Source organism: Bdellovibrio bacteriovorus (genome assembly GCF_001592735.1).
GTDB lineage: Bacteria > Bdellovibrionota > Bdellovibrionia > Bdellovibrionales > Bdellovibrionaceae > Bdellovibrio > Bdellovibrio bacteriovorus_D.
The window spans coordinates 297,858-320,431 of sequence record NZ_LUKE01000006.1 but is presented as its reverse complement, the minus strand read 5'-3'; the positions used below and the strand labels follow the sequence as shown (position 1 = coordinate 320,431).

At 46.4% G+C, this 22,574-nt stretch carries 24 protein-coding genes and 1 tRNA gene; 9 read left to right on the top strand and 16 right to left on the bottom strand.

The genetic code is table 11. The features are described 5' to 3' along the window. Positions 1-23: 23 nt before the first annotated feature. From mqo to AZI86_RS18355, 7 genes are all read right to left on the bottom strand, one after another. Positions 24-1,583: a malate dehydrogenase (quinone) gene (gene mqo / locus AZI86_RS18385; protein ID WP_061836746.1), complete on the bottom strand. Its 1,560-nt coding sequence runs from the start codon at positions 1,581-1,583 to the stop codon at positions 24-26. Between the two features lie 95 nt (positions 1,584-1,678). After that, complete coding sequence (locus tag AZI86_RS18380; protein WP_081111993.1) at positions 1,679-2,527, bottom strand: endonuclease I family protein; 849 nt, start codon at positions 2,525-2,527, stop codon at positions 1,679-1,681. Positions 2,528-2,614: 87 nt separating this feature from the next. Next, positions 2,615-3,574 carry a rhomboid family intramembrane serine protease gene (locus AZI86_RS18375; RefSeq protein ID WP_061836745.1) on the bottom strand — a complete coding sequence of 320 codons (960 nt, stop codon included), beginning with the start codon at positions 3,572-3,574 and terminating at the stop codon, positions 2,615-2,617. Next, a complete protein-coding gene (locus tag AZI86_RS18370; protein WP_061836744.1) occupies positions 3,571-4,794 on the bottom strand; it encodes an RDD family protein in 1,224 nt (407 codons plus the stop codon). Before AZI86_RS18370 ends, AZI86_RS18375 begins: the two co-directional genes overlap by 4 nt. A 72-nt stretch (positions 4,795-4,866) precedes the next feature. Beyond that, positions 4,867-5,472: a hypothetical protein gene (locus AZI86_RS18365; protein ID WP_061836743.1), complete on the bottom strand. Its 606-nt coding sequence runs from the start codon at positions 5,470-5,472 to the stop codon at positions 4,867-4,869. Between the two features lie 192 nt (positions 5,473-5,664). Then, a complete protein-coding gene (locus AZI86_RS18360; protein WP_061836742.1) occupies positions 5,665-6,867 on the bottom strand; it encodes a S41 family peptidase in 1,203 nt (400 codons plus the stop codon). 66 nt (positions 6,868-6,933) lie between these two features. Beyond that, on the bottom strand, positions 6,934-7,365 hold the full coding sequence (locus tag AZI86_RS18355; RefSeq protein ID WP_061836741.1) for a helix-turn-helix domain-containing protein: 432 nt from the start codon (positions 7,363-7,365) through the stop codon (positions 6,934-6,936). A gap of 196 nt (positions 7,366-7,561) precedes the next feature. Here AZI86_RS18355 and AZI86_RS18350 point away from each other — a divergent pair, with 196 nt between their 5' ends. The 3 genes from AZI86_RS18350 to AZI86_RS19300 all read left to right on the top strand — a co-directional run bounded on the left by AZI86_RS18350 (position 7,562) and on the right by AZI86_RS19300 (position 10,244). Beyond that, entirely contained in the window at positions 7,562-8,509 is a 948-nt protein-coding gene (locus tag AZI86_RS18350) for a DUF4421 family protein (RefSeq protein ID WP_061836740.1), read from the top strand. Positions 8,510-8,684: 175 nt separating this feature from the next. Next, on the top strand, positions 8,685-10,055 hold the full coding sequence (locus AZI86_RS18345; protein ID WP_157684770.1) for a hypothetical protein: 1,371 nt from the start codon (positions 8,685-8,687) through the stop codon (positions 10,053-10,055). Between the two features lie 24 nt (positions 10,056-10,079). Beyond that, the gene (locus AZI86_RS19300) at positions 10,080-10,244 is read left to right on the top strand and encodes a hypothetical protein (RefSeq protein WP_157684769.1); all 165 of its coding nucleotides are present in this window, start codon (positions 10,080-10,082) and stop codon (positions 10,242-10,244) included. Positions 10,245-10,309: 65 nt separating this feature from the next. Here AZI86_RS19300 and AZI86_RS18340 read toward each other — a convergent pair whose 3' ends face one another. The 3 genes from AZI86_RS18340 to AZI86_RS18330 form a co-directional block, all read right to left on the bottom strand. After that, entirely contained in the window at positions 10,310-10,789 is a 480-nt protein-coding gene (locus tag AZI86_RS18340; RefSeq protein ID WP_061836814.1) for a Dps family protein, read from the bottom strand. A 346-nt stretch (positions 10,790-11,135) separates the two neighbouring features. Then, the gene (locus AZI86_RS18335; protein WP_253716021.1) at positions 11,136-11,669 is read right to left on the bottom strand and encodes a hypothetical protein; all 534 of its coding nucleotides are present in this window, start codon (positions 11,667-11,669) and stop codon (positions 11,136-11,138) included. Positions 11,670-11,908: 239 nt separating this feature from the next. Next, positions 11,909-12,682 carry an AMP nucleosidase gene (locus AZI86_RS18330; protein WP_061836738.1) on the bottom strand — a complete coding sequence of 258 codons (774 nt, stop codon included), beginning with the start codon at positions 12,680-12,682 and terminating at the stop codon, positions 11,909-11,911. Between the two features lie 79 nt (positions 12,683-12,761). Here AZI86_RS18330 and AZI86_RS18325 point away from each other — a divergent pair, with 79 nt between their 5' ends. From AZI86_RS18325 to AZI86_RS18300, 6 genes are all read left to right on the top strand, one after another. Beyond that, entirely contained in the window at positions 12,762-13,676 is a 915-nt protein-coding gene (locus AZI86_RS18325; RefSeq protein WP_081111992.1) for a pirin family protein, read from the top strand. Between the two features lie 155 nt (positions 13,677-13,831). Beyond that, entirely contained in the window at positions 13,832-14,197 is a 366-nt protein-coding gene (locus tag AZI86_RS18320; protein WP_061836737.1) for a hypothetical protein, read from the top strand. Positions 14,198-14,219: 22 nt separating this feature from the next. Then, the gene (locus AZI86_RS18315) at positions 14,220-15,329 is read left to right on the top strand and encodes a M23 family metallopeptidase (protein WP_061836736.1); all 1,110 of its coding nucleotides are present in this window, start codon (positions 14,220-14,222) and stop codon (positions 15,327-15,329) included. 247 nt (positions 15,330-15,576) lie between these two features. After that, the gene (locus AZI86_RS18310; protein ID WP_061836735.1) at positions 15,577-16,137 is read left to right on the top strand and encodes a thioredoxin-like domain-containing protein; all 561 of its coding nucleotides are present in this window, start codon (positions 15,577-15,579) and stop codon (positions 16,135-16,137) included. Next, complete coding sequence (locus AZI86_RS18305; RefSeq protein ID WP_061836734.1) at positions 16,127-16,588, top strand: FixH family protein; 462 nt, start codon at positions 16,127-16,129, stop codon at positions 16,586-16,588. Before AZI86_RS18310 ends, AZI86_RS18305 begins: the two co-directional genes overlap by 11 nt. 10 nt (positions 16,589-16,598) lie before the next feature. Then, complete coding sequence (locus AZI86_RS18300; protein WP_061836733.1) at positions 16,599-17,465, top strand: hypothetical protein; 867 nt, start codon at positions 16,599-16,601, stop codon at positions 17,463-17,465. A gap of 14 nt (positions 17,466-17,479) precedes the next feature. Here the strand turns inward: AZI86_RS18300 and AZI86_RS18295 are convergent, their stop codons facing one another. The 6 genes from AZI86_RS18295 to AZI86_RS18270 all read right to left on the bottom strand — a co-directional run bounded on the left by AZI86_RS18295 (position 17,480) and on the right by AZI86_RS18270 (position 22,490). Continuing rightward, positions 17,480-19,198, bottom strand: a complete 1,719-nt coding sequence (locus AZI86_RS18295) for a histidine kinase N-terminal 7TM domain-containing protein (protein ID WP_061836732.1) — start codon at positions 19,196-19,198, stop codon at positions 17,480-17,482. Between the two features lie 96 nt (positions 19,199-19,294). Then, complete coding sequence (locus AZI86_RS18290) at positions 19,295-20,167, bottom strand: LysR family transcriptional regulator (RefSeq protein ID WP_061836731.1); 873 nt, start codon at positions 20,165-20,167, stop codon at positions 19,295-19,297. A 195-nt stretch (positions 20,168-20,362) separates the two neighbouring features. Continuing rightward, positions 20,363-20,438 (bottom strand) — tRNA-Arg (locus AZI86_RS18285). 56 nt (positions 20,439-20,494) lie between these two features. Next, positions 20,495-21,139, bottom strand: coding sequence for a TPM domain-containing protein (locus AZI86_RS18280; RefSeq protein WP_061836730.1), 645 nt, complete (start codon positions 21,137-21,139; stop codon positions 20,495-20,497). An 8-nt stretch (positions 21,140-21,147) separates the two neighbouring features. Further along, positions 21,148-21,882 carry a TPM domain-containing protein gene (locus AZI86_RS18275; RefSeq protein WP_061836729.1) on the bottom strand — a complete coding sequence of 245 codons (735 nt, stop codon included), beginning with the start codon at positions 21,880-21,882 and terminating at the stop codon, positions 21,148-21,150. Positions 21,883-21,902: 20 nt separating this feature from the next. Continuing rightward, a complete protein-coding gene (locus tag AZI86_RS18270; RefSeq protein WP_061836728.1) occupies positions 21,903-22,490 on the bottom strand; it encodes a LemA family protein in 588 nt (195 codons plus the stop codon). Positions 22,491-22,574: the final 84 nt, after the last annotated feature.

Here is a 22,574-nt window from a genome sequence, read left to right as displayed (position 1 = left end):
GACTCTATCAACCTCAACGGCTTTTACTGAATCGTGTGTACCTTCAGCTTTAGGATCCCACTGCTCCGGGCCCGAGTTTTGTTGGCAAGTTTGATATCCGTGTTGAGCTTCTGCCCGTAAGACGGAATGATCTCTTTGATGCGACTTTGCCATGCGGGACTGGACATCTTGTCTTTAAAATTTTTCTCTAACACTGAAAGCATAATAGGGGCTGCGGTGGACGCCCCCGGTGACGCCCCTAAAAGGGCGGCCATACTACCATCCCCCGCACTCACCACCTCGGTGCCGAACTGCAGGATGCCGCCTTTTTCTTTATCTTTCTTTACGATTTGCACGCGCTGCCCGGCGTGTTCTAATGTCCAATCCGATTCTTTGGCCTGCGGAAAATAATCCTGCAAAGCCGCGACTCGATCCTTGTCACTTTGCACAAGCTGACCAATCAAATACCAGGTCAAATCCAGATTATCAAAACCGGCACGAATCATCGGCCACAAGTTGTCCGTGCTTAAAGCACGAGGCATATCCCACCAAGATCCATTTTTTAGATATTTTGTCGAAAACGTGGCATAGGGTCCAAAGAGCAATGCCTTTTTTCCGTTGATGATTCGCGTGTCGAGATGAGGGACCGACATCGGAGGTGCCCCAAAGTTGGCCTTGCCATAAACCTTGGCCTGGTGCTGATTGATAATCTCTTCATTCGTGGTGACAAGCCACTCGCCCCCCACCGGCACGCCTCCATAACCTTTGGCTTCTTCAATGCCGGATTTTTGCAACAAAGTGAGCGCCCGTCCGCCCGCGCCGATAAAAACAAACTTGGCTTTCACCGACCGAGTTTCTTCAGAGCCGAGGTCACGAATGACCACAATCCAAGAGCCATCATCTGCCCGCACCAGATCTTGGACTTCACTGCGATAATGAACGGCGACGCCAGGCTGTTGACCCAGGTGATTAATGAACTGCGTGGTTAAAGATCCGAAGTTCACATCCGTTCCCATGTCCATGTAGGTCGCGGCAATTTTTTGATTGGGATCACGCCCCTGCATCACCAGCGGAATCCATTTTTTTAATTGTTCATGATCTTCGGTGTAAAGCATGCCTTGAAACAAGGGCTCTTTGATCATCGCTTCGTGGCGTTTTTTTAGATATCGGACGTTGTCGTCCCCCCACACGAAACTCATGTGCGGAACATTGTTAATAAATGTTTTTGGATCGCCCAACACACCTTGAGAGACCTGATAGGCCCAGAATTGTTTTGAAATTTCAAATTGTTCATTGATCGCCACGGCCTTGACCGTTTCTATCGTGCCGTCTTCTTTTTCGGGAGTGTAATTCAATTCGCAAAAAGCCGAATGCCCTGTGCCTGCGTTATTCATAGCCGCAGAACTTTCAAGCCCGGCGCCATCTAAGCGCTCAAAAATTTCTATGGTCATCTGGGGTTCAAGTTCTTTAAGAAAGACTCCTAAAGTGGAGCTCATAATGCCGGCCCCGATAAGGACCGCATCGACTTCTTTTTCAGGAGGTGGAGGATTTTTGCCGCAGGCAAATAATGAAAGCGCAAGAACAAGGACTACAAGATTTTTCATCAAAGGACCTCTTTTTCTAAAGAGATCCTAAACATGAAGTGGGCGAGGCGAAAAGTCTATTGCTACAAACCCCACAAAAGACACATTTCTGGCGACTAAAAATCAGAGATTCTGTCGGCTAATTCCGGGAAATCAATGAAGGGATTGCGGTTGTGTTGCAATTCAAAGATCTTATTATTGCGGTCCATCTCTTCAGCGTCGACAGGATCTTCAACATTCCATTTACGCAAGATCTGCTCTTCATTTTTTCCGATGGTTAAATCGTACCGAACTGCGAAATAAAACAACGCGCGAGCCACGTTGCCTTTGTGGTTCTGAGGTGGTTCAAAAACTTCTTCAGATCCCCCGGTCCCCAGACCAAAACGCGGGCCTTTGCAATCGAGGTGCTGCTCGTCGGTGTCGACTTCGCCGAAAATATGGTTGCCGCGGATCATATTAATGTAGGGATCTGTCGGAAATAAGTGATGCAAATCCGATTTTTGCATTTCATCGGCAAAGCCACGGTTGAATTTGCTTTGTGGCCAAGTGTGCTCCACATTCACTGCGTTGCTCCCCCCGTTTTTTGAAGCCGGGCGAGTCATATCACAGTAAACATCGTCCACAACATAAGATCCATTAGAGATCTGGCGAACATAAAAGTCGCGAGTCACAAAGTTGCGGGCCGCTTTATAACCGACCACATTGTGGCGGTAACATTGGCCCTCTTTATTGCTGCATACATTCGAGATCAAATCACTCTTGCCTGCACGCGCGATATGAAAGCTATCAAAGATGGCTTTTAAATCTTGCTTCAGGGCGAGATCTGAAACACCGGCTTCTAAGTTTTGATAAAATTCATCGCCGTAGTAGGCGATTTGGTCATTGGCCTGAGCCAAGGCTCCGACAAAGATAAGGGAAAATACGTTTAATTTAATCACTGACTTAATGAGCTTCGTTAGCTTCATTCGGGTCCACCATATGGTTAGGGGGTGATTCACAGCCTCTGCCAAAGAGAGTCGCTTAAGCCCCCCGATGCCGTCAATGCGGGACCTTTAAGAGAAATATTTTACAATATGATGTTCTAACTGAAGAGGTTTTTTAAAACGGTACAAAGTCCCTAAGAAAACGCCTAAAACAGCACCCCCCAGGTGAGCCGCATAAGCCACCCCCGCCCCCAAGCCCTCGGGGGTCGCCCACAGGTTGGCAACGTCAGACACCAAAAACAAAGGAATCATTAACAAAGTCGGTAAATATATCGCGCCATAATAGCCCGGCATCGGCGACACCAGGTATAAAAACCGCACTCGCATTCTAGGCTCTGCCACGCAATAAAATGCCAGCAAAGCACTGATTGAAGCACTTGCCCCCACCATCGGCACCGTTCCGGAGGGGTCGAAAATCAGGAAGCCCAAGCCCCCCAGGAAGCCACCTAAGAGATATACCAATACCAGCCCGGCACTGCCCACCATGCTTTCCACGGCCATGCCCATCACAACTAAAAAGACCAAATTCGATAAAAGATGCATCCAGGTTGAATGCGAAAATTGATAGGTAACCCAAGACAGCGGCTTCATCTCCAGCGAACTCAGACCGAAACGATAAAGCAGCTGAGCCTTATATTTTTTGCGGAACTCCGTAAAGTGCTTCTTCCATCCCTCGATCTGGATGACATCTCCTTTAAAAGAAAACTTTTCGGCCGCCGCCACAAAGTTGGCATCGCGAAGAGCATAAGCCCCTAAGACGCCTAAATGTTCAGTGTCGCTAGAGTTCGTCTTTTGAACCCATGAAGGTCGGCGGGCTTGGTCTTTTCGAGGAAGACTGTCGTAATATTGATGATAAAGTCGGCCGGTTAAAACCAAACCGTCCGAATCTAAAAGGGCCGAAGAGGACACGTCTCCACCCGGATTGCCACTAAAGATCATCACAAAAAGCAAAACGTTCAATGCCGCCAAAGTTAATGTCAGCGGGAAGCGTTTTAACGACTGGATTTCTTCCGGATAAGGCAGAATCATGGAACCTCGTAGCGTTCTTTGAATTTCTCAAGCCACTCTTCGCGGTTTTCATTGGTACTTGCCGGACTACGACCGTTGTTGCGTTTGACTTCAAAACCCTCTTGAAGAGTCCAGACCGAACGCACAAAACGTTTTTCTAATGGATTTTTTAAAACGGCAATCTTTTGCAGGTTTTCAATCAGCTGTAAACTGCCCGTGATATTTTGGGCTGAAAACTTTTCTTCTGATTGTAAAAACTGTGCTGTCCACCAGCGAGCATCGTCTTTACTTAGGCTGTCTAAAGCCCCCTGTCCCGCCATAAAACGCGCCAAGATACAGACACCCGATTTACGGTCTTCACATACCTTCGTGAAGTACTTGTCTTGCTCATCACCTTCGGCTGCGGCGTACTTCGCCAAATACCCTAAGCCTTCGGCTTGCACGGGGTTTTCCCATAAGACGACATCGGCTTCTTTATTTAGACATTCAGGGGAAATTTCTTCTAACAAAAACAGCGTAAAGGCCGCATCCAATCGGGCGCTGCCTTTAAGATCAGAATCTTTCATCTCTTTGCAGTTTTCCACAAGCGATGTGCCCGAAGTCCCACGATAATGGCCCGCTAAAAGCTCTTTATAAGTTTGCAAAAAACCAATCGCGACAAAAAGCATCAGCAAAAGAAAGCTCATGCGCATCCATGAGCCAATAAATCGGGATTCAATCGGATGAGGTCCGTCATCGGCCCGACGTTTTAAGGTGATGACACCCGTATCAGAAGCTCTTTCATGAAAAGCGCGACGCAAAGGATGACTGGCGACTTCTAAAAACGGCAAGGCTAATAGTAAAAAGCCTGTGCACCATAAAAAAGATCTTAAAAAGCATTGATTCAAAGTCAAACGCCGCTGCGGATGCGGGTAAGAAACCACACGCAATTGCAAAAAAATTTGCCCCGGAGTGGCTTGCCAGAAAAACAAGAACGCCGCTTGCAGAACGACCACTAAGAAAAATACCAAACCCGTTAATAAGGCCGCCGCCACGAAAGCTTCTTGCGAAGACGAGCTTAGCAAAAAGAAAGTGCGCGTTTGTTTCAAGAAGCTTGCGATAAAAAGACTGACTACCGGTGAAAAGATCAGGAAATCTAAAATCAGCGCAATCAAGCGATCTGACACCGAAGCAATAGCAAAGTGATTAGAATCTTTTTGAATAGGTCGTGCTTCTGGAGCCGATAAATCTGGAAAAACCATAATGAATTTATCGGCGTTTAAAGGAGTTCTCTAAATGGAACTTGAGGTCGAGATATCACTCGACCTTATGTTTTATTCGGAAATATTGATAGAAGCCACTCGACCTTCATCGTCTAAAACAAAGTGCGCCGTCGCAACAATGCGTTTATCCGAATCAATCAAGTTATAAGTGTCTTGCGCATCAGCCTTAGGGCTGACCGTTGAATATTTTAAGCCAAAGGCATCCGCATACTTCGCTAAGAAGTCGGCTTTATCCCCGATTGCTAAAGGCTGCTCACCAGCTTGCGCGTCAATGAACTCTAAGCTTGAAATGCGACCTGAAGCCAATTTCATTCCGTATTTGCCTTCAAGGAAACCAAAGATCAATTCATCACGTAAAGTGGGCGCTTCAGCCAACTGACCACTCACTTTAGATTTAGAAAATTCTTTGGCTAAGTGCTGTTCCCATTTTACGTCCTTAGCGAAAGTCGCGGGCTCAAAGCTGGCCACGTTACGATTGCCGTCCGTCGTTAGCGAGGATGCTGGACTTTGGACCAACCATTGATTCAAGAAAACGGTCATCACTAAAACCGAGGCGATAGAAAGCATTAGAACGGCTTTCTGTTCTTGCACGCGGTTCTGCATTCTTTTGCGTGTTGACTGTTCTTTTGGAAATTCGATCACTTTTGCATCCCTCATAACTCTGACCCCTCGCTAAATATTTTCGGCTAATTTTATAGCCAACACAAGATGCTGATGCGAGGAGTGTGCCCACTGAAAACCGCTATAGGCCCGTTCGCCCTTGTATTTCGACCAAGAGATCTACACACGAACAAAAGCTGTTAGACGTTCTAAAGTGATCATCTCATTAAGAGACATCCGTTCACAAGACTAGTCTAGCGCCTTTTTAATCCACGTGTCCTGGCCCGCTTGTAACTCATCGAGGTCATAGTAAAGAACTTTATCTAGGTCAACACCATGACCTTCGATGCGGTGCTTTTGCGCACTGATGTAATAAGCTTCCGGAATAGAAATCTGCACACCCGGCCCCACTTCATCCAGCGGATACCAAACACCCACTAAAAGCTGCCCGCGACTGACGTTACCTAAGAGTTTGGCCTGACGGAATTCTTTTAAAGCCTGCCCCACCATTTCCGCCACCGAAGCTGATTTGCCGTCGACTAAGACGCGCAGCTCACCACGATAACAACTTTTTTGCGGGAAGGTTTTTAATAACACCTCATAGTGACTATTTAAAACTTCGATCTGTTTTTCATCGCGCAGATCATCGGGCATTTCTAAGGACGTCTTTTTTTCCGCCCGCGTCCTTACCAAACGACCGACTTCAGACGGCTTACAAATCATTGTGGATAAAAATCTTAAGCCCGCGACAAAGTTTCCGCCGCTGTTACCACGTAAATCCACGACGACCCGGCGGGCCCCGGCCATTTTTTCAGAAATTTCCTGCAGCTTTTCGTCCGAAAAAAAGCGTGCCTGAAAAGAGGGAATATGAATCACCACGTCTTTGTTAAAATTGCTGAAAGTGATTTGTTCAAAACGCTGAATGGTTTCAGTCTTAATTTTGATAGGAATCTTTTCTTGGTGGCGTTGAACGATATAAACCCCGGCGACGGACTGTGCTTCCCAGGGATTGGGCTGTTCGCCGTTGATGGTGGTGATCACATCTCCTTTTTTAAATCCGGCTTTTTCCGCCGGAGATTTGGGATGGATTTTAAAAACCACAAGTTCACTGTCGACAAAGTCGGTTTCTAGTCCTGTTTCCTTGCTTTCCCCGACCCAAATACTTTTTACGGCGGCGGAATCAAAGACTTCTAAGTGGGACACGTTTAATAGACCTAAAACATTATTGATATCTTTAATCACAAGCTTGCGTGGTGAATAAGGTGTCACCAAACGCTGGCGGCGCAGACAGATACGGTGCCATTTTTTTACCGGTTCATCTTCTAAAAAAATTTTTTGGGCGACAAGATTACAGACCGCCGGATACGGATTGACGAAGGCTTTTTCTACGCCAAAGAAATAAGCGCCGACGGCGCAACCAAAAAAGAAAAGTATCGCTAAGATTTTTTTCATCGCTTCCAAATACAAAGACCGAGGTTTTTAGTCTCGGTCTTTGAACTTAAAAAGTAAAGGAAGGGCTTAAGCAGCCACTTTTTTCTTACGAGCTGCCGAAGGATCGATATGGTATTGCTTCACTTTGCGGTACAAAGTGGCGCGACCGATACCTAAAGCTTTAGCGGCTTCAGTCAAGTTGCCTTTGTATTGGACGATTGCGTTTTCAATCGCGTGTGCTTCTAGCTCTTCCATTTTTTGGACGTTGCTAGAAGATGCTGTTGGCGTTGGGAATTGAATAACATTTCCCGAAACGTCAGAATTCAACGGACTTGATCCAGAGATCAAAGCCGGAACACCAGCAGTTAATTGTTGTCTGAAAAATGCATTATCCAAGCCTTCACGCCATTGGGCTGATGAATAAGCTTGAACTGTCACATCGTGATTCTCCCAGTACTTCTTTGTGTTTTCGATAGTTTCCTGGTTGTCGCTCACCACGATCATAACTGTACGTGACATTTTAGTCCTCCCCTTTTGAAACATTAGCAAATGCAATTTGACTCACTTTGTACCTATCGGCGTTTCATGGTGAGAATAAAGGGCTAGGTTCAATTATTTTTTGAGACAGTATAAACGTCTCGAATGACTGGACTTTTGCTCGGGGAATTTAGTAACTTGACTGTCTCACAATGAGATTGGACCCTTCTGGTATCGCATGAATCGCCTTATTTCACTGATGCTTCTGCTGGTGCCGCTAAGTGCCTTTTCTTCGTTTGAAGAAATTCAAAAGCCGTATTTACTGCGCCCCTTCTTAGAACTTCCGACCTATTCATTTTACTTGGGCGCTCCCGATATCAAAGGATATGCCTTTGTCCCGAACTATGCCACCCGCCTAGGTTTGACCGCCGGGTGGAAAGAAAACCAAATCACCTTGGCCTTTTCTTTACCCATCCCCAAAGAGGAAATCGATCGCCGTGGAAGGTCTGAACAACAAAGTCTTATTATCCACACGCACATCTTTGATTATGATATCGATATTTACTCCCAATATTATCGAGGCTTTTATGCTGGCAATCCGGTGACCGAGTTTTCTTTTAATAAATCAGAACGCTACACCCAATTTCCAGATGCCTCTGTCACCAATATGGGGGCAAACCTTTATATTGTTTTTGATGACACCCGTTACAGCCCGCGCGCGGCCTTTGATCAAACTAAAATCCCGTTGGTCGATGGCGGCAGTTGGTTTGTGATGCCCTTTTTAAATTATCTGGTTCTAGATATGGGCGATAAAATTATTTTAGGATCAGAAAGTGATGCCTTGCAAACCTTCCCCGACGTGAATCACCTGCATCTGGTCAGCTTAGGGAGCACGGTCGGTTATGGTCACACGTGGCTGATACCGGCTTATGCCGCGGCTTTTTCGGCGCAATCCTCATTAGGCCCCGCGATCCAAAGCCAAACTTTAGAAAATCCAGGAGTGGCGCCAGAAAAAACCTGGGGCTTTTCGGCGAAATGGGGATTAAAACTTTCCTTAGCGCACAACTCTCAAGATCAAATGGTCGGCGCCCGTATTTTTCTTGATACTTTATACTCTCGCCTGGGAACCCAAGACATCTATTCGACCCTTATGGCCGGCCAGGTGTTTTACGGCTATCGGTTTTAATCGCCCCTGCCGTCAGCAACGCTCACCTCAAAGGATTTGATTTTGGAACGTAATTAGCAATGCATGTTCCGGTCTGAGGTCAGGTCCATTAAAAGGCGGCTGTGTTTTCTTAGAAGCCAAATATTGTCCAACTTTGTAGAGAAATTGAATAGAAATATTTCATCGCGAGGTTCCCTTGAATAATTTGAAAAACTTAACCATAGCATTAGTTTTAGGATTGGCGCCATTATTCAGCGTTGCTAAAAGCGGTCAGGTGGAATCCTCGTGTGGCACTGTTCGGCTTGATCAATCGCTCATGCAAACGATTCCCTTACGGAATCAATTTGGCGGAACTTGCATGTACGAAACCGGGACACAGCTTTACGATGCGTGGAGATTTAGCCACGGCGAAACCGATCTACAGAAAACCTCGTCTAATTTGAATATATTTTTTGATATGGTATCGGCCTATAGGGAACGAGTTGTAAGTGAATCTTATGGTGAAATTGTTGGTGACTTCTCTGGTGCGCTTGACCACATCAAAACACCATATCTTTGCTCTGACCGTGCAGTAGATGAGGCGCTGAATGGTCGACCATTGGGAATTTTCGTAAAGGCACTTCATGACGCCGTTTTGCTTAATCGCGATTTTTGGTTGAAACATGCTGATTTGGACACTGAGAAAATACGCCAAATTCTTAATCAGTCGGGAGTTATGGAAAGTTTGGATAGATCTCTAAGGATGTTTCAGATCGAGCCTGCAAAAAAGCAAGCAATTTTAGAGAAGCTCGAGATCGCTTTTTCAAAAGGGCCCTATTTATTTAATCCCGATGAAAATGGTCCACAGGTGAGTGAAAGTAAATTTCTTCAACAGGAAATCGTTCCGATTTTATGTGGCCAAGATTTGATTTCGCCTGTGACATCCGTAATGAGTAATTTCATTCATTTTAATAGCTCTGAACCTAAAAAGAGAATCAGTCTATTGCACACAGTTGTAGACGCAAATCTTTGCGCAAAAAATCCCCAGCCTGTCGGACTCACATTCTGTAGTGGCATTTTGAGAGCCGGCGAAAGCGAGTGCGGTGACCATGCCATTACTATTGTTGGAAGACGTCAAACGAGTTCAAAAGTGGAATATCTTTTGAAAAATTCGTGGGGCAGTGAATGGTGTAAAACTGATCCGGAGCCTTCATTGAAGTATGAAGACAACTGCTTAGTTTGGGTTTCGGACAAATACCTTGCAGAAAAAAGCAAGAATCTTGGACTGGGTTGGTATAGCAAACCGCAAAATCTTTGCGGAAAGCTCGTCCGAAAAGATTTCGTTAATGGCACATTATATTATATCGAGGGCAAATCAAATCTGAGGACGCTTTTGGTGAAGGAATCGTTTTTAAAGATAGATCCGTCGTATGAAACCAGACGTGGTCAGCGAGTGTGCGTTGAAGGTTCCGTGTCACCCGGAACGGGTGGTTTCAACGTCACGGCATTACGGGACGATAAAAATCAAAAGAGTACCGAAGATGTTGTCGATATCGAGCAGGTTTTTCTTTTAAATTTAAAAAAATAATTTTAATTATAGGCTCGGTTCAGCGTGCCTAAATCCCTAGGTTGTGAAACCCACCCAATACAAAACTCACAAGGATACTTTGGCGGAAATCTTTCCACGAAATATCCCGAAGTGAAAATCATCAACTGCATCGCCGAACTTATTGAAAACCGTGCGAAGGGTTTTGAACAGCAAGGTCTTAGCATCTAAGCATAAAAAAGGCGGGCCTAATAATCTGGGCCCGCCTTTTTCGTTTTAATCTTTATTTTCAATCACTACTCAAGTAGTGATCTAAGCATCCACGCATTTTTTTCGTGCAATTGCATACGTTGAGTTAAAAGATCCGCACTGGCTTCGTCACCCGCTTTTTCAACGCGTGGGAAAAGCGCACGAGCTGTTTTTACGACAGCCTCTTGACCTTGAACCAATTGACGAATCATTTCTTTGGCTTCTGGAACACCTTCTGGTTCTTCGATAGAAGTTAGTTTCGCAAAAGCTTGGTAAGTGCCCGGAGCATTTGCTCCCAATGAACGGATGCGCTCTGCAATCACGTCAACGGCAAGCGCTAGCTCTGTGTATTGTTCTTCAAACATCAGATGCAGTGTGCGGAACATAGGTCCCGTGACATTCCAATGGAAGTTGTGAGTTTTAAGGTAAAGAGTGTAAGAATCTGCAAGAAGCTTGGATAAGCCTTCGGCGATTTTTACGCGATCAGATTCTGGAATACCGATATCGATGCGCGATTTATGGTCCATAACCATTTCAACTTTAGATGAATTTTTAGATGATTTTGCAGACTTTTCTTTTTTTGCTTTCATAACAACAACCCTTTCCTAGGTTTTTTAATTCCACATCAAGCACTCCGCCTGAGCCACCACCGGGACCTGTCCCCCCGCAGCCTTGGCCGAGGAGGACAATGTAAACCAAAAGAGAATGCCGCGTAAGGCTTGGGACGGAGTCCAAACGGATGGGTGTCAAAACTGTAACGCAACTCGCTGCCGCGTCCTGCAGCTTTGCGCGTTACGGAAATAAAAAAAGCCAGGCTTTTTAAACCTGGCTTTTTAAATTTACGGAATTTCTTTAGTCGCTTTCGCGATTTAACTATCTGCGACCTGATTTGATCTTAACTTGAAGTTTAGAGATCAAGTGAACGGCCATTTTTTCTTGGACACGGCACATTTTCAATTCGTCACGGCGGTAAGAACGTTGTGATGGAGTCAATGTTCCCGTTTCAAGTTCCATTTCGTAATCAAGTTTAGAAGAACGGATGCCTTCTAACTCTTTTGTTTGTTGCTTGAAAAGTTTTGTAACACCTGAAAGAGGAGCGACTTCGATCCACTCTTCTTTACCGCGGTACCAGCTGACCATACGCAAGAAGCGGGCCTTGTTTTTCGCCAAAGTAAATTTTGGGAAACCATTGTCTGGTAGCTCTAAAATATTCTCAATTTCATCAAGATTTGTATCGTCTTCTTCACCTTCTTGAAGAAGGGCGCCTGCCATATTGGCCAGGGCTTCTGTTTCCAGGTCATCGTCCATGTCTGCTTCAAAAGCAGACGTCTTTTTCATCTCTTTTTCGTCCAAGTCCAAATCAGAGTCGATATCTTCAACGTGCATATTGTTGCCCGGATTGATCAAAGCAAGCCTCCCCAAAAGTGCATCTTATCTTTAGTGATTCAAAGTGGAGCCAGTTATATCGCAGTTCTATGAATGACACAATATGTTAAATACTATGAAAAGAATTCCCGGGGGTGTTTGAGGAACCAAAATCCCCTCCTGTCAGAGGGGAAATGGATTTTTTAAAATAATAATTTGTTTCCCAAACGCGAGGCGCCATTCAGATAAAACAGTGTCGAAATTTCAATATTGTAAACCGACTAGTCCCAGCGCAGGTGTTTTACCGACTCCCCTGAGTCTCTTAACTCGCGAAGCGCATCAATCCCGATGGCAAGGTGCTGTTCTACATAATTAGCCGTGACCTTTTTATCGGACTCTTCCGTTTTGATCCCGTCTGGAGTCATGGGATTATCTGAAACCAACAACAAGGCCCCACGCGGAATTTCATTCACAAAGCCGGTCACAAAAATCGTGGCTGTTTCCATATCCACGGCCATCGCCCGAGTTTTAGCTAAGTAATCTTTAAAGGCCTCGTCATGCTCCCACACGCGGCGATTGGTGGTGTAAACCGTTCCCGTCCAATAATCGCACTGGTGCTTGGCGATTGTTGAAGACACCGCTTTCTGTAAGCGGAAAGAAGGCAGGGCCGGGATTTCTTTTGGCAGATATTCGTTACTTGTGCCTTCACCGCGAATGGCGGCGATAGGTAAAATGAAATCCCCCAATTGGTTTTTCTTTTTTAAACCCCCGCATTTTCCTAAGAATAAAACCGCCTTGGGATTGATGGCCGTTAACAAGTCCATGCAGGTCGCAGCTAAAGCACTGCCCATACCAAAATTTAAGATCGTGATGTTTTCAGCTGTGGCTGATTGCATGGGGCGATCGCCGCCCTTCACCGGCACATTCATGCGCTCTGCGAACATGCGGACATAGTTACCGAAATTCGTAAGCAGAATGTATTGCCCAAATTCCTCCATGGGAACCCCCGTGTAACGCGGCAACCAATTCTCTACAATTTCCTTTTTCGTTTTCATGTTTCATCCTCTAAACTCGACGTGAGCATTAAATGATTTAGGCTAACATGCTCTTGTTAAGAATGAAAGGGCGACTATTATGAGTTCTACACAAAACCACATCCTTATGGAAATCGAACCGCGCATGATCACCCTGGGTGCGGCCAATGGTCCCACCGTGCACCGCCTGATTCCCTACGCAAAAAAACGCATGGTAGGCCCCTTCACATTTTTCGATTACCTGCCTGCCACCGACTTTAACGAAAGCCAAGGTATGGATGTCAGACCTCATCCCCATATCGGGCTTTCGACTTTAAGTTATCTTTTAGAAGGACAAGTTTTGCATCATGATTCGTTGGGCAGCAAACAAATCCTTTCCCCCGGGGATGTGAATTGGATGACCGCCGGCAGTGGGATCTCGCACTCTGAAAGAGTCCCGGAACACTTGCGTGGCAAGCCTCACCGTTTAAACCTATTGCAATTCTGGATCGCCCTGCCAAAGGATCAAGAAGACCGCGAGCCGTCGTTTAAGCATCATCCGCAAAACACCATTCCGCGCTTTAAAGTGGGTGACGCAGATGTCGTTTTAGTGGCCGGAGAAGCCTTCGGGAAAAAGTCGCCCGTGGATGTGTATTCGAAACTTTTCTTTATGGATGTTCGCTTAAAACCCGGACAGACTTTCGAGTTTGATCCCGGCACCGATGAGCTGGCTTTTTACATCATCAAAGGCTCTTTAAAAATGGATGGCAAGACCATTCCACCCGATGACTTTGTGGTGCTAGAACCAGATTCAAAATTGAAAGTCGTCGCAGACGAAGAAACGCAGTTTATGGTCTTAGGGGGAACGGCTTTCCCTGAACCTCGTCATATGTTCTGGAATTATGTTTCTTCTTCGAAAGAAAAAATCGTCGCTGCCAATGACCGCTGGATCGCTCAAGATTTTCCGCAAGTTCCCGGAGAGCCCGATAATATTTATGCTCCGGAACTTAAAGTAAATCCGACTCCGATGTCGTAAGATTTCTCATAATCCGGGGATTGAATTCCCCGCGCCAAAAAAGGGCCTCTGTCAGTTATTAGACAGACTCACGGCCTTCTTCATCGCTTTAAAGGGTCTAGAGGGGGTCTCCGCTTTGCATTATTGCCCCTGAATGCAAAAGCTTAGGAGATATTATGAAAAATCAAACTTTATTAAGTTTATTTATAGGTCTGATGATGAGTGCTTCAGCCCAAGCCGGAACTTTGAATATCTTCTGTGACGTTCAAAACGACAAAACTTGTATTGAACGCTCTCTGGGAGCTTTACAAAAAATGGGTTGCCAAACCATCGATCGACAATCTAGCTGCGTGGCTGAAGAGCACGATCTAGATATCTGTACCATCGAAACCACCAACTGTTCTGAGCCCACTCCGGACCTCGTTATCACAACCACGTGCCGCGAAGGCAAAAAGATCAGCCTCAATAAATTCGACCGCGGTTTAACTTTGACTTGGTGGATGGGATTTCAATCTTACCAAAAAAGTATTTGCGTAAAGTAAACTGTTTTAGTTCGGAGGCTTCGTGAATAAAAATCTAATTTCTAGCGCCATGACTCTGGCGTTGGCCCTAGGTCTTTCCCCGGCCCTCGCTACGGCGGCTGAAAAACTAAATCCACGCCTTTATCTTGAGGTTCAAGATGAGCTTCCGCTTTTTGTTCCCGGAAAACTTGCCAGCGGCGCTCGCGTCCTTACTCCCTCCATGGAATTACCGGAAGAGTCGATCATCACTATTGATGTTCGTAATCTCAGCATCGTTTTAAACGCCAGCATCAACAGTCCGGGCAGTTTGAATTTTCCGTTCATAAATGATCTTTCTGAACAAACCCCACAACGTGGAAAATCATGGATGTGTGGGTTGCGGGTGGTGGATATCACCGATGAAGAACTGCGTGAAGATGCAGAAATGGATCGCCTCGATTTCTGTATGCCATTAGCAAGCTTGCAAGGCCTCAAAGCCATGAGTACGAATTCAGTCCTTGTGCAAGAGGCGTTTGAAACTTATCTGTCAAAACAAGATATCTCTAAAATTGATTCTTTAGCCCGAGAAATCAGTCACGTCGAAGAAGAACGTGAACGCAACGCTTTGTTATTTCCGATTGCGGATCTGCCAACGAAATTACAAAGCCCGCTAGCGAACTGTGGCCAAGGATGCCTTGTGGTCACCAGTAATTTCGGAATGCGCAAACATCCCGTTTTAAAAAAACGTCGCATGCACAAAGGAATTGATTTACGCGCCGCCATTGGCAGTCCCGTCGTTAGCGCGCTTCCCGGAAAAGTTTTAGCTAACCGTACCGAGTACGCTTCGAAGAAAGTCGGTAAAGGGAAAAAGAAACAAAGAAGTAAAGTGATCGCGGGCTATGGTCACTATGTGATCGTCGTGCATCCGGAAGCCAATATGGAAACCGTGTATGCTCATTTATCGGCGTTTAAATCGGAGGCTGGCGCCGAAGTGGCTCAAGGCCAACTGATTGCTCTTTCGGGTAATACCGGCATTGGCACTGCCGCCCACTTGCACTTTGAAACGCATGTGGCCGCTAAGGGTGGTTTTACGCCGATAGACCCGCGCAAATTCATCAGTGAACTTTTAGGGTCGGTGGCCGCTTTTTTCGAACATTTTGCTTTCAAGGTGTAATAAACCCGACTGGAGTCGACTCAATAAGTTCAAAAAAACAAGCGCTAGGGCTAGAATCCGGGCCTAGTGTATTTAAGACCTTGGAATTATTTGTTTTACTGCATGTGTATGAGGAACGTTTAGGTGGAAAACCCCGGCATAAAACCCCGGGGTATTTCTTTTTTATGGGCCGCATTATTTTCGTGTAACATCCCACGCAACACTTTAATGCGCTGTTAGTCCGGGGCCTTTGTGCTAAGACGTGGGCATGAAGAAAAACATTTTTATCCTCGTCCTGATCCCGCTATTTTCCGTGTTTGCTGGGGCCACACCTGCTCCGACCATTAAAGGCGCTGACGTCTTTTCCGGAAAAGTTTTAGAAGTCACTCCGAAAGAGCAAGGCACGGTGGTGGTATTTTTGTCTGCCGTGTGCCCGTGTTCAAACAGCCACGTTGAAGAGTTAAAAAATCTTTCTAAAGAATTCCCGCAGTTTTCATTTGTGGCCGTTCATTCCAACACCGATGAGGATGCAAAAACCACCCAAGAGTACTTTAAAAAAGTGGCGATATCGTTCCCGGTCATTCAGGACGGTGAAGCGAAAATCGCCGACGAATTTAAAGCGCTAAAGACTCCGCACGCGTTTGTTTTATCGCGTGACGGAAAAATGCTTTATCAAGGGGGCGTTTCTAGTAGCCGTGATATTACCAAGGCTGATCGCAAATTTTTACGCGAAGCTTTGACTGACTTAAAAGAAAATCGTTCGGTGCAAACTCCTGAAGGTCGTACCTTAGGCTGCACTATTTCCCGAGGAGAAAAAAATGTTTGGTAAAGTACTTACCGCAGTTCTATTAATTTCTTGCGTGGCTTGCGCTAAACCTCGTTGGGCTCAAACTCCGCTGGCGACACCTCCGGATGCGCAAAAACCCGAACCTGGTCAAACAGCGTCTTGCGAGTTGAAATTTAAATCCGGTCTTTGCTTAGACTGGGCTTGGGAAAAGCAACCCGTTGATTCTGAATTCGGATCTTTGGTTTTTAAAACATACACATTAGAAAACGGCGAAGCCATTCCCCAAGATCTTTCTGGGACTGCCGCTTTAGTTTTATGGATGCCAAGTATGGGGCACGGTTCTTCGCCAACGACCGTGACTCGTATTGATGCGGGTACTTACCGCGCAACTCGTGTTTACTTTGTTATGCCCGGCGCGTGGGATCTTCATTTCCAAAACAAAGATGGCGCTAAGGTGATCGATGAAGCTGTCGACTCTCTTATCCTGGAGTAGTCTTTTCCTCGTGGCTGTGGCTGCGCCTTCGCAAGGAGTGGCCGCCGCCTGCTGTGGGGGCGGATTTGCCGCCCCGGCCCTGATCGTGGGCGATGACAAGGCTCAATTCACAAGTTCCTTTGGATTTACCGATGTCGTGGTCGATAATGTCGATACCCAAGGCCAGTGGCGCGCGCGCGATGAACATCAAAAAGTTCAAACTTTGCGTGTCGAAGCCGCCACCCTGATTGCCGATCGCTGGCAAATGGGTTTGGCCCTACCCATAATTCAAAGAACCTATGCGGGGGAAAGCTCAAGTGGCGTGGGCGACGTCGCGACGACCCTGGGTTATGAATATCTGCCCGACTGGGATTATAATCCTTATCGCCCGAAAGGCTTGGGATATCTGCAAATCACTTTACCGACGGGAAAGTCTCGTGCGGAATCTGAAAACGGTATGGACAGTCGTGGTCAAGGTTTCTGGGCCGCGGGTGTGGGCACTTTGCTGACAAAATCTTGGTTGCGCTGGGATGGGTTTGTCAGTTTTGAAGCCCATCGCTCATTTGAAAAAGAATTTGAAAATTCCCACATGAAGGGGAAACTAAAACCCGGATACGGCAGCACCTTTGGGGGTGGCTGGGGTTACAACACAGCGGCGTGGCGCTTTGGGGGGTCGGTCTTATGGTCCTACGAAGACGCGGTGATGATTGAGCCGGCGGGATATTCCGATGGCAGTGTCGAGCGCTACGCCACCGCCAGTCTTTCTGCAAGCTATATCCCCAATGACGAATGGACCGGCACGATGACGTATGTCGATCAAACGGTTTTTGGCGAGCCCATTAACACAAGCCTGGGTCGCGGAGTGACGCTGCAAATGCAACGTCGCTGGGGTCGCTAAATTTATTGATGAGACTAATTCATCGGTGGTGGTACGGCGGGAAAAGTGATTTTCATGCTGCAACCACCATACTTGTTCCCACAAACTTCTAATTGCCCTGCATGCATCTTGACGAACTGCTGAACCAAGAACAATCCGATCCCGTAACCTTGATTGGCCGCCTGCACGGGACGATCTTGCGCCGCTAAAACAGTTTTTGCCACCTCGGGACTCATGCCGGGCCCTTGGTCACTGACGGTCAATTCAATATCATCGCCGTTTAAAAATCCATTTACTTCGATGATGCCGCGACTTGGAGAAAACCTAGCGGCATTAGAAAGCAGATTGCGCAAGATCGCGCTAAACATTTTTAAATCAACAAACGCAATCAAAGGCTCTTGCAAAAGGGACCCTTGGATTTTTATTTCTTTGGGAGCTAAAAAAGATGCAGACTGATTGATCACGTTTTGCGCTAATTCCTGCAAATCAAAAGGCTCTTTATGGCAGTTGTAAAACCCACCGCGCGAGCTTGTCCAAAGCAAAACGTTCTTTAAAAGATCCACTGAAGAGCGCGAGGTGTCGGCAATCAGATCCCAATGCTGAGGGTGGCGATGGTTGCTTAAGGTGACCAGGCCTGAAAGATTCCCCAAAAGATCATGCGACAACACGGACATCAATCTTTGGTTCATAAGCGTGTGTCGTTTTAATTCGGTCACTTCGGCAAAGCTGACCAGAATCATCTTTTCGCCAAAGAGCCCTTGAACATCAATGATCGCGGCATTGGTCTCAAAGTAGCGGGCGTCATTGGTCTTGGGATCAACAACTTCACAAAGATAAGAAGCACTCAGGCTTTCAAAAGAAGGCCACTCTCCCTCAAGGCCCCGAGGCACAATGGCTTCCATAGGGGATCCTGCACTGGAAACACTGATATCAAAAAGCTCTTCCGCGCGAGAGTTAAAAAGGCAGAGCTGATTGTCGCCGTTAAAAAGTAATACCGGCACAGGCAAAGATTCAAAAAGTTTATCGTTGGCCCGAGAAAAAGTACGCACCACTTGCTGTTTATGCAAAATCGAATAGATAAATAAAATCGAAGGAATCTGCGTGAGCGAAGGCAAACTCCAAAATCTTACGGGCGCATAAAAGAAAAATCCCAAGAGTTCTGGCACAACATACATGGAAATCGCGGCAATCAACAACCCCGCATAACGACGATGACTTGAGACCTGTCCACGCAAACCTCGCAAACACACCGCAATAGTTACAAACAAAACCATGTACGCGCAAAAGATATGCAGTTGAATGATGGGGCCTACTCGCCATTCAACGCCGGGGATTTCTAAAGCAACAAAGGGGCGGACGTCATAAACCAATAATGGATGCAAAGCCGGCGTAAAACAAGCGACCGTCACGACTAACGGGACAAACGCAAAAATTTGAAATCCTACATTTGCCGGGCGATCACTGGGTTTACGAAAAAGTTCTAAGCAGAAGTGAAGCCACAAGACCGGCAGAAGAGACAGCGGAATAAAACGCAACCGAACAAACATCTCGGCCGTTTCAAGCGATGGCGATAATAGCACCATCAAATTAAAAAACAGCCAGAGGCCCGAAACACTCATCAGTATCAAGAAAATTTTAACGGCTCTTTGGCGGCGATATTCAAGACTGGCCCCAACAAGAAACACAAAAGCCAAGATCCCTATCACGTAGAGCGTTTTTAAAACAAGATCTTGGAGAGAATAGAATTCCATCATGGAAGCTGCGGTTTAATGGACCCCCATGACGGAGTCAAAGAGAAATAGGAATAAAAATAGACTCACGTATGTTGAATCACACAGGCGATCTCTGGCTTAGGCCCTTAAATGACTGTGCAAAGACTCTAAAAACTGGGTGGATCCTAACGAAAGAATGGCATTTTTACGGCGTAACACCTTCAAACTGAATTGAAACTCCTCCCCCGGTAGTACGTCGACAAGCTCTTTATTTTTTAGCTCTGTGTGGACCAGAAACTCTGGCAAAATCGACACACCCAAACCTTGCATCACAAGTTCTTTATGCGCAGTCAGGTTATTACTAGAAATTTTAATCTTAACATCAGGATAACGGGCCTTCATTTTTTCAATCGTCGGAAAACGGCGTGTTCCGATATCATCAATTTCCCGCGAACCTATAAAACTACTGAGGACGCTAAGATCTTTTTTGAGGTCTTTTCGCACCACCAATCGAAACGGCAGCGCGATTTTTTTTTCAATCACCAGCTTATCTGAAATGTCAGGAATGTGAAAAAAGAGCCCGAGCTCGATATCCCCCTCTTCCATTTTTTTCATGAGCATCGACGCGGGGCCTGAAAAAATATTGGGATAGAGCTTAGGTCTTTGTGCAAGAAATGTGGAAAGAATCCCCGGCAGCAAGTGGCTAGAAATGGCCTCAGCAGCGGCGATCATCAAGGGTCCTTTGGCTTCGCCACTGATTTTACCTAGAGACATCTGAAGGCCTTCGACTTCACCAAAAATTCTTTTACAAGATTCAAAGACTTCTTGGCCTTTTTCCGTCAGACGCACATTACGACCCAAGCGTTCAAAAAGCTTAAAGCCAAAGTAATCTTCTAGCTGCGCCACCATACGGCTGATAGCGGGCTGCTGAATGCGCAGCTTTTCGGAAGCGCGAAGATAACCACCCTCTTTAGCGACTGTATAAAAGTATTCTAAGTGCAGAAGATTCATTCATACCTATTTAGCATGAATCAATAAAAAATCATAACTTTTAATAAAACCGGCGAGCGCCGAAGGCACAAGTAAGAAAACGCGAGAGCCACAAGGCTGACCATTTTCCCTTTCCCAAAAGCAAGTTCCGCAGCAGCTGCACGCAAAGCGTGCGCGTCCGCGAGGAGGTGTCCGAAGATTTTGGGAAAGGGAAAATGGTGCAGTCGGCAGGACTCGAACCTGCAACCCTTTGGTTCGAAGCCAAATATTCTATCCGTTGAACTACGACTGCACAAAAGGAAGACCCAGACTATCCTAACTTGGCTAAAAATCAACTTCCTTGAAAGATTAATCCTTCACAACCAGGTGGTTTTTAAGCTCGTTTTTAGCTTCGGACGTAATGGGAAAGTGCGTCTTAAGATGTTTGCCGCAGTTTTCGATGGCTTGAACGAAACCGTCCCCCCATTCGCCCTTGCGAAGGCGCTCCCGGAAGGGGTGCAAAACTTCGTTCCACGTTTCTGGTGGCAGTTTTTTGGAAATACCTTCATCCGCTAAAATGACGGCTTTTTTCTCCATGACCGAAACAAAGATTAAAACCCCGGTGCCTTCTTGAGTGCGATGAACGGTGTTTTTATGGAATTCAAGTTCCGCCCGTTGGTGCACTTGGAAAAGCTCATCTTTTTCTGAAACCAAAAGTTTTTGAATCCATTTGCTCGATGAAAGTGCCAACGAGATCAAATAAAAAACAACAACCAGCGCGGGCCATAAGTAAACCCACGGGGTCACCCACAACCAATCACTAAATGGGAACTCGGCCACCAAAACAATCAGAGTTAAAAGCAAAGTCAGCACCAAAGGCACATGCCCTACGGCCGAGGATCGGCGCACGATCACGGGAACAATTTCACCGCGGGTGTCTTCTTCCACGCGAGAAATAGTGTCTTCAATTTTTTTGAAATCTTCTTCGGAAAGATATTTCTGAATCCACGACATATTATTCCCTACCAACTTCCTGAGGCACCGCCGCCACTAAAGCCGCCGCCTCCTCCGGACCATCCGCCACCGCTGCTGCCACCGCCGCCGGACCAACCACCACCACCGTAGTAACCGCCGCCTCCCCAGCCTCCGCCGCGGAAACGTCTGCCACCCCCGCCGCCGAAGCGACTTAAGACAGAGATGATGATCAAAAGAAGAACGATCACACCGATCGGAATTTTACCGCCGCTTTCTTCAGGGGCGATGTTCTCATCGGCGAATTCTTTATCGGCATAGCGCAGGATTTCGTGCGTGCCTAAGACAATGCCATCGGAAAAACGTTTGGATCTGAAAAGCGGAATGACTTGATCGCTGATTATTCGCTTAGCGATCACGTCCGGGATCGCGCCTTCTAAGCCCTGACCGACCTCAATGCGCAGCTTGCGATCTTCAGCCGAAACGAGGAACAGCACGCCATTATCTTTTTTTGCGTCGCCCAACTTCCAAGCATCGGTGATCTTAATGGACGCTGATTCAATCGGCTCGCCTTGCAAGTTCGGTAAAATAAGAACCTGCACTTGCGCTTTACCACGACGATTAAAATCATACAGAAGCTGCATCAAAGCTTGGCGGTCATCGCGAGTCAGATAACCGGCTTCATCCATAACCGGGCCTGTCAGCCTTGGGACTTGAAATTCAGCCCGAGCACTGACCCCTAGTAGGACCCATACAAAAGAAAGAAGAAGCGAAAACGTGCGCATCTAAATCTAGATCTTCGCCGTTAGAATTTTACTTCGGGAGCTTGTTCTGCTTTTGCTTTTTCTTCGGCACCCATATCCCACTGAGGAAGTTTTTCGTTGTGGTACATGATGGCGTTGGTCCAGCTTGTCGGCGGAACAGTCACAAGTTTGTTAAAGATATTGATGGTCTCAATATAACGCTGACGTGCGATCGTAATGCGATTTTCAGTCCCTTCAAGCTGCGCTTGCAGGTCGCGGAAGTTCGCATCGGCTTTCAAGTTCGGGTATTGCTCTGTCACCATCATCAAACGACCCAAAGCTTGTGAAAGGCTGCCTTGCGCTTCTTGGTATTTCGCCAATTGCTCCGGTGTCGCCTTGGACGGATCAATCGTGATCGCCGTTGCTTTGGCGCGAGCTTCCGTGACGGCTGTTAGAGTTTGCTGTTCATGGGAAGCATAACCTTTGACCACATTCACCAAGTTCGGAATCAAATCAGCTCGACGTTTGTATTGGTTATTTACTTCAGCTAAAGCAGCCTCAGTATCATTCTTAGCCTGCGGAATAGACTGAATCCCACAACCCACCAAAAAAGGAAAAACCATAAGAACGATTAGCAACATAGACTTCATGAAAAATCCTCCAAAGGAACAATAAGGTCCCGACGGTCTATTTGTAGCTAATCTCCGGGTGACCCTCAATCAAAACCGGACTAT

Bases quoted from the DNA above. Each gene is read 5' to 3' on its own strand.
- mqo (WP_061836746.1), bottom strand. From the start codon at position 1,583: ATGAAAAATCTTGTAGTCCTTGTTCTTGCGCTTTCATTATTTGCCTGC.
- AZI86_RS18380 (WP_081111993.1), bottom strand. From the start codon at position 2,527: ATGAAGCTAACGAAGCTCATTAAGTCAGTGATTAAATTAAACGTATTT.
- AZI86_RS18375 (WP_061836745.1), bottom strand. From the start codon at position 3,574: ATGATTCTGCCTTATCCGGAAGAAATCCAGTCGTTAAAACGCTTCCCG.
- AZI86_RS18370 (WP_061836744.1), bottom strand. From the start codon at position 4,794: ATGGTTTTTCCAGATTTATCGGCTCCAGAAGCACGACCTATTCAAAAA.
- AZI86_RS18365 (WP_061836743.1), bottom strand. From the start codon at position 5,472: ATGAGGGATGCAAAAGTGATCGAATTTCCAAAAGAACAGTCAACACGC.
- AZI86_RS18360 (WP_061836742.1), bottom strand. From the start codon at position 6,867: ATGAAAAAAATCTTAGCGATACTTTTCTTTTTTGGTTGCGCCGTCGGC.
- AZI86_RS18355 (WP_061836741.1), bottom strand. From the start codon at position 7,365: ATGTCACGTACAGTTATGATCGTGGTGAGCGACAACCAGGAAACTATC.
- AZI86_RS18350 (WP_061836740.1), top strand. From the start codon at position 7,562: ATGAATCGCCTTATTTCACTGATGCTTCTGCTGGTGCCGCTAAGTGCC.
- AZI86_RS18340 (WP_061836814.1), bottom strand. From the start codon at position 10,789: ATGGACCATAAATCGCGCATCGATATCGGTATTCCAGAATCTGATCGC.
- AZI86_RS18330 (WP_061836738.1), bottom strand. From the start codon at position 12,682: ATGAAAACGAAAAAGGAAATTGTAGAGAATTGGTTGCCGCGTTACACG.
- AZI86_RS18325 (WP_081111992.1), top strand. From the start codon at position 12,762: ATGAGTTCTACACAAAACCACATCCTTATGGAAATCGAACCGCGCATG.
- AZI86_RS18320 (WP_061836737.1), top strand. From the start codon at position 13,832: ATGAAAAATCAAACTTTATTAAGTTTATTTATAGGTCTGATGATGAGT.
- AZI86_RS18310 (WP_061836735.1), top strand. From the start codon at position 15,577: ATGAAGAAAAACATTTTTATCCTCGTCCTGATCCCGCTATTTTCCGTG.
- AZI86_RS18305 (WP_061836734.1), top strand. From the start codon at position 16,127: ATGTTTGGTAAAGTACTTACCGCAGTTCTATTAATTTCTTGCGTGGCT.
- AZI86_RS18295 (WP_061836732.1), bottom strand. From the start codon at position 19,198: ATGATGGAATTCTATTCTCTCCAAGATCTTGTTTTAAAAACGCTCTAC.
- AZI86_RS18290 (WP_061836731.1), bottom strand. From the start codon at position 20,167: ATGAATCTTCTGCACTTAGAATACTTTTATACAGTCGCTAAAGAGGGT.
- AZI86_RS18280 (WP_061836730.1), bottom strand. From the start codon at position 21,139: ATGTCGTGGATTCAGAAATATCTTTCCGAAGAAGATTTCAAAAAAATT.
- AZI86_RS18275 (WP_061836729.1), bottom strand. From the start codon at position 21,882: ATGCGCACGTTTTCGCTTCTTCTTTCTTTTGTATGGGTCCTACTAGGG.
- AZI86_RS18270 (WP_061836728.1), bottom strand. From the start codon at position 22,490: ATGAAGTCTATGTTGCTAATCGTTCTTATGGTTTTTCCTTTTTTGGTG.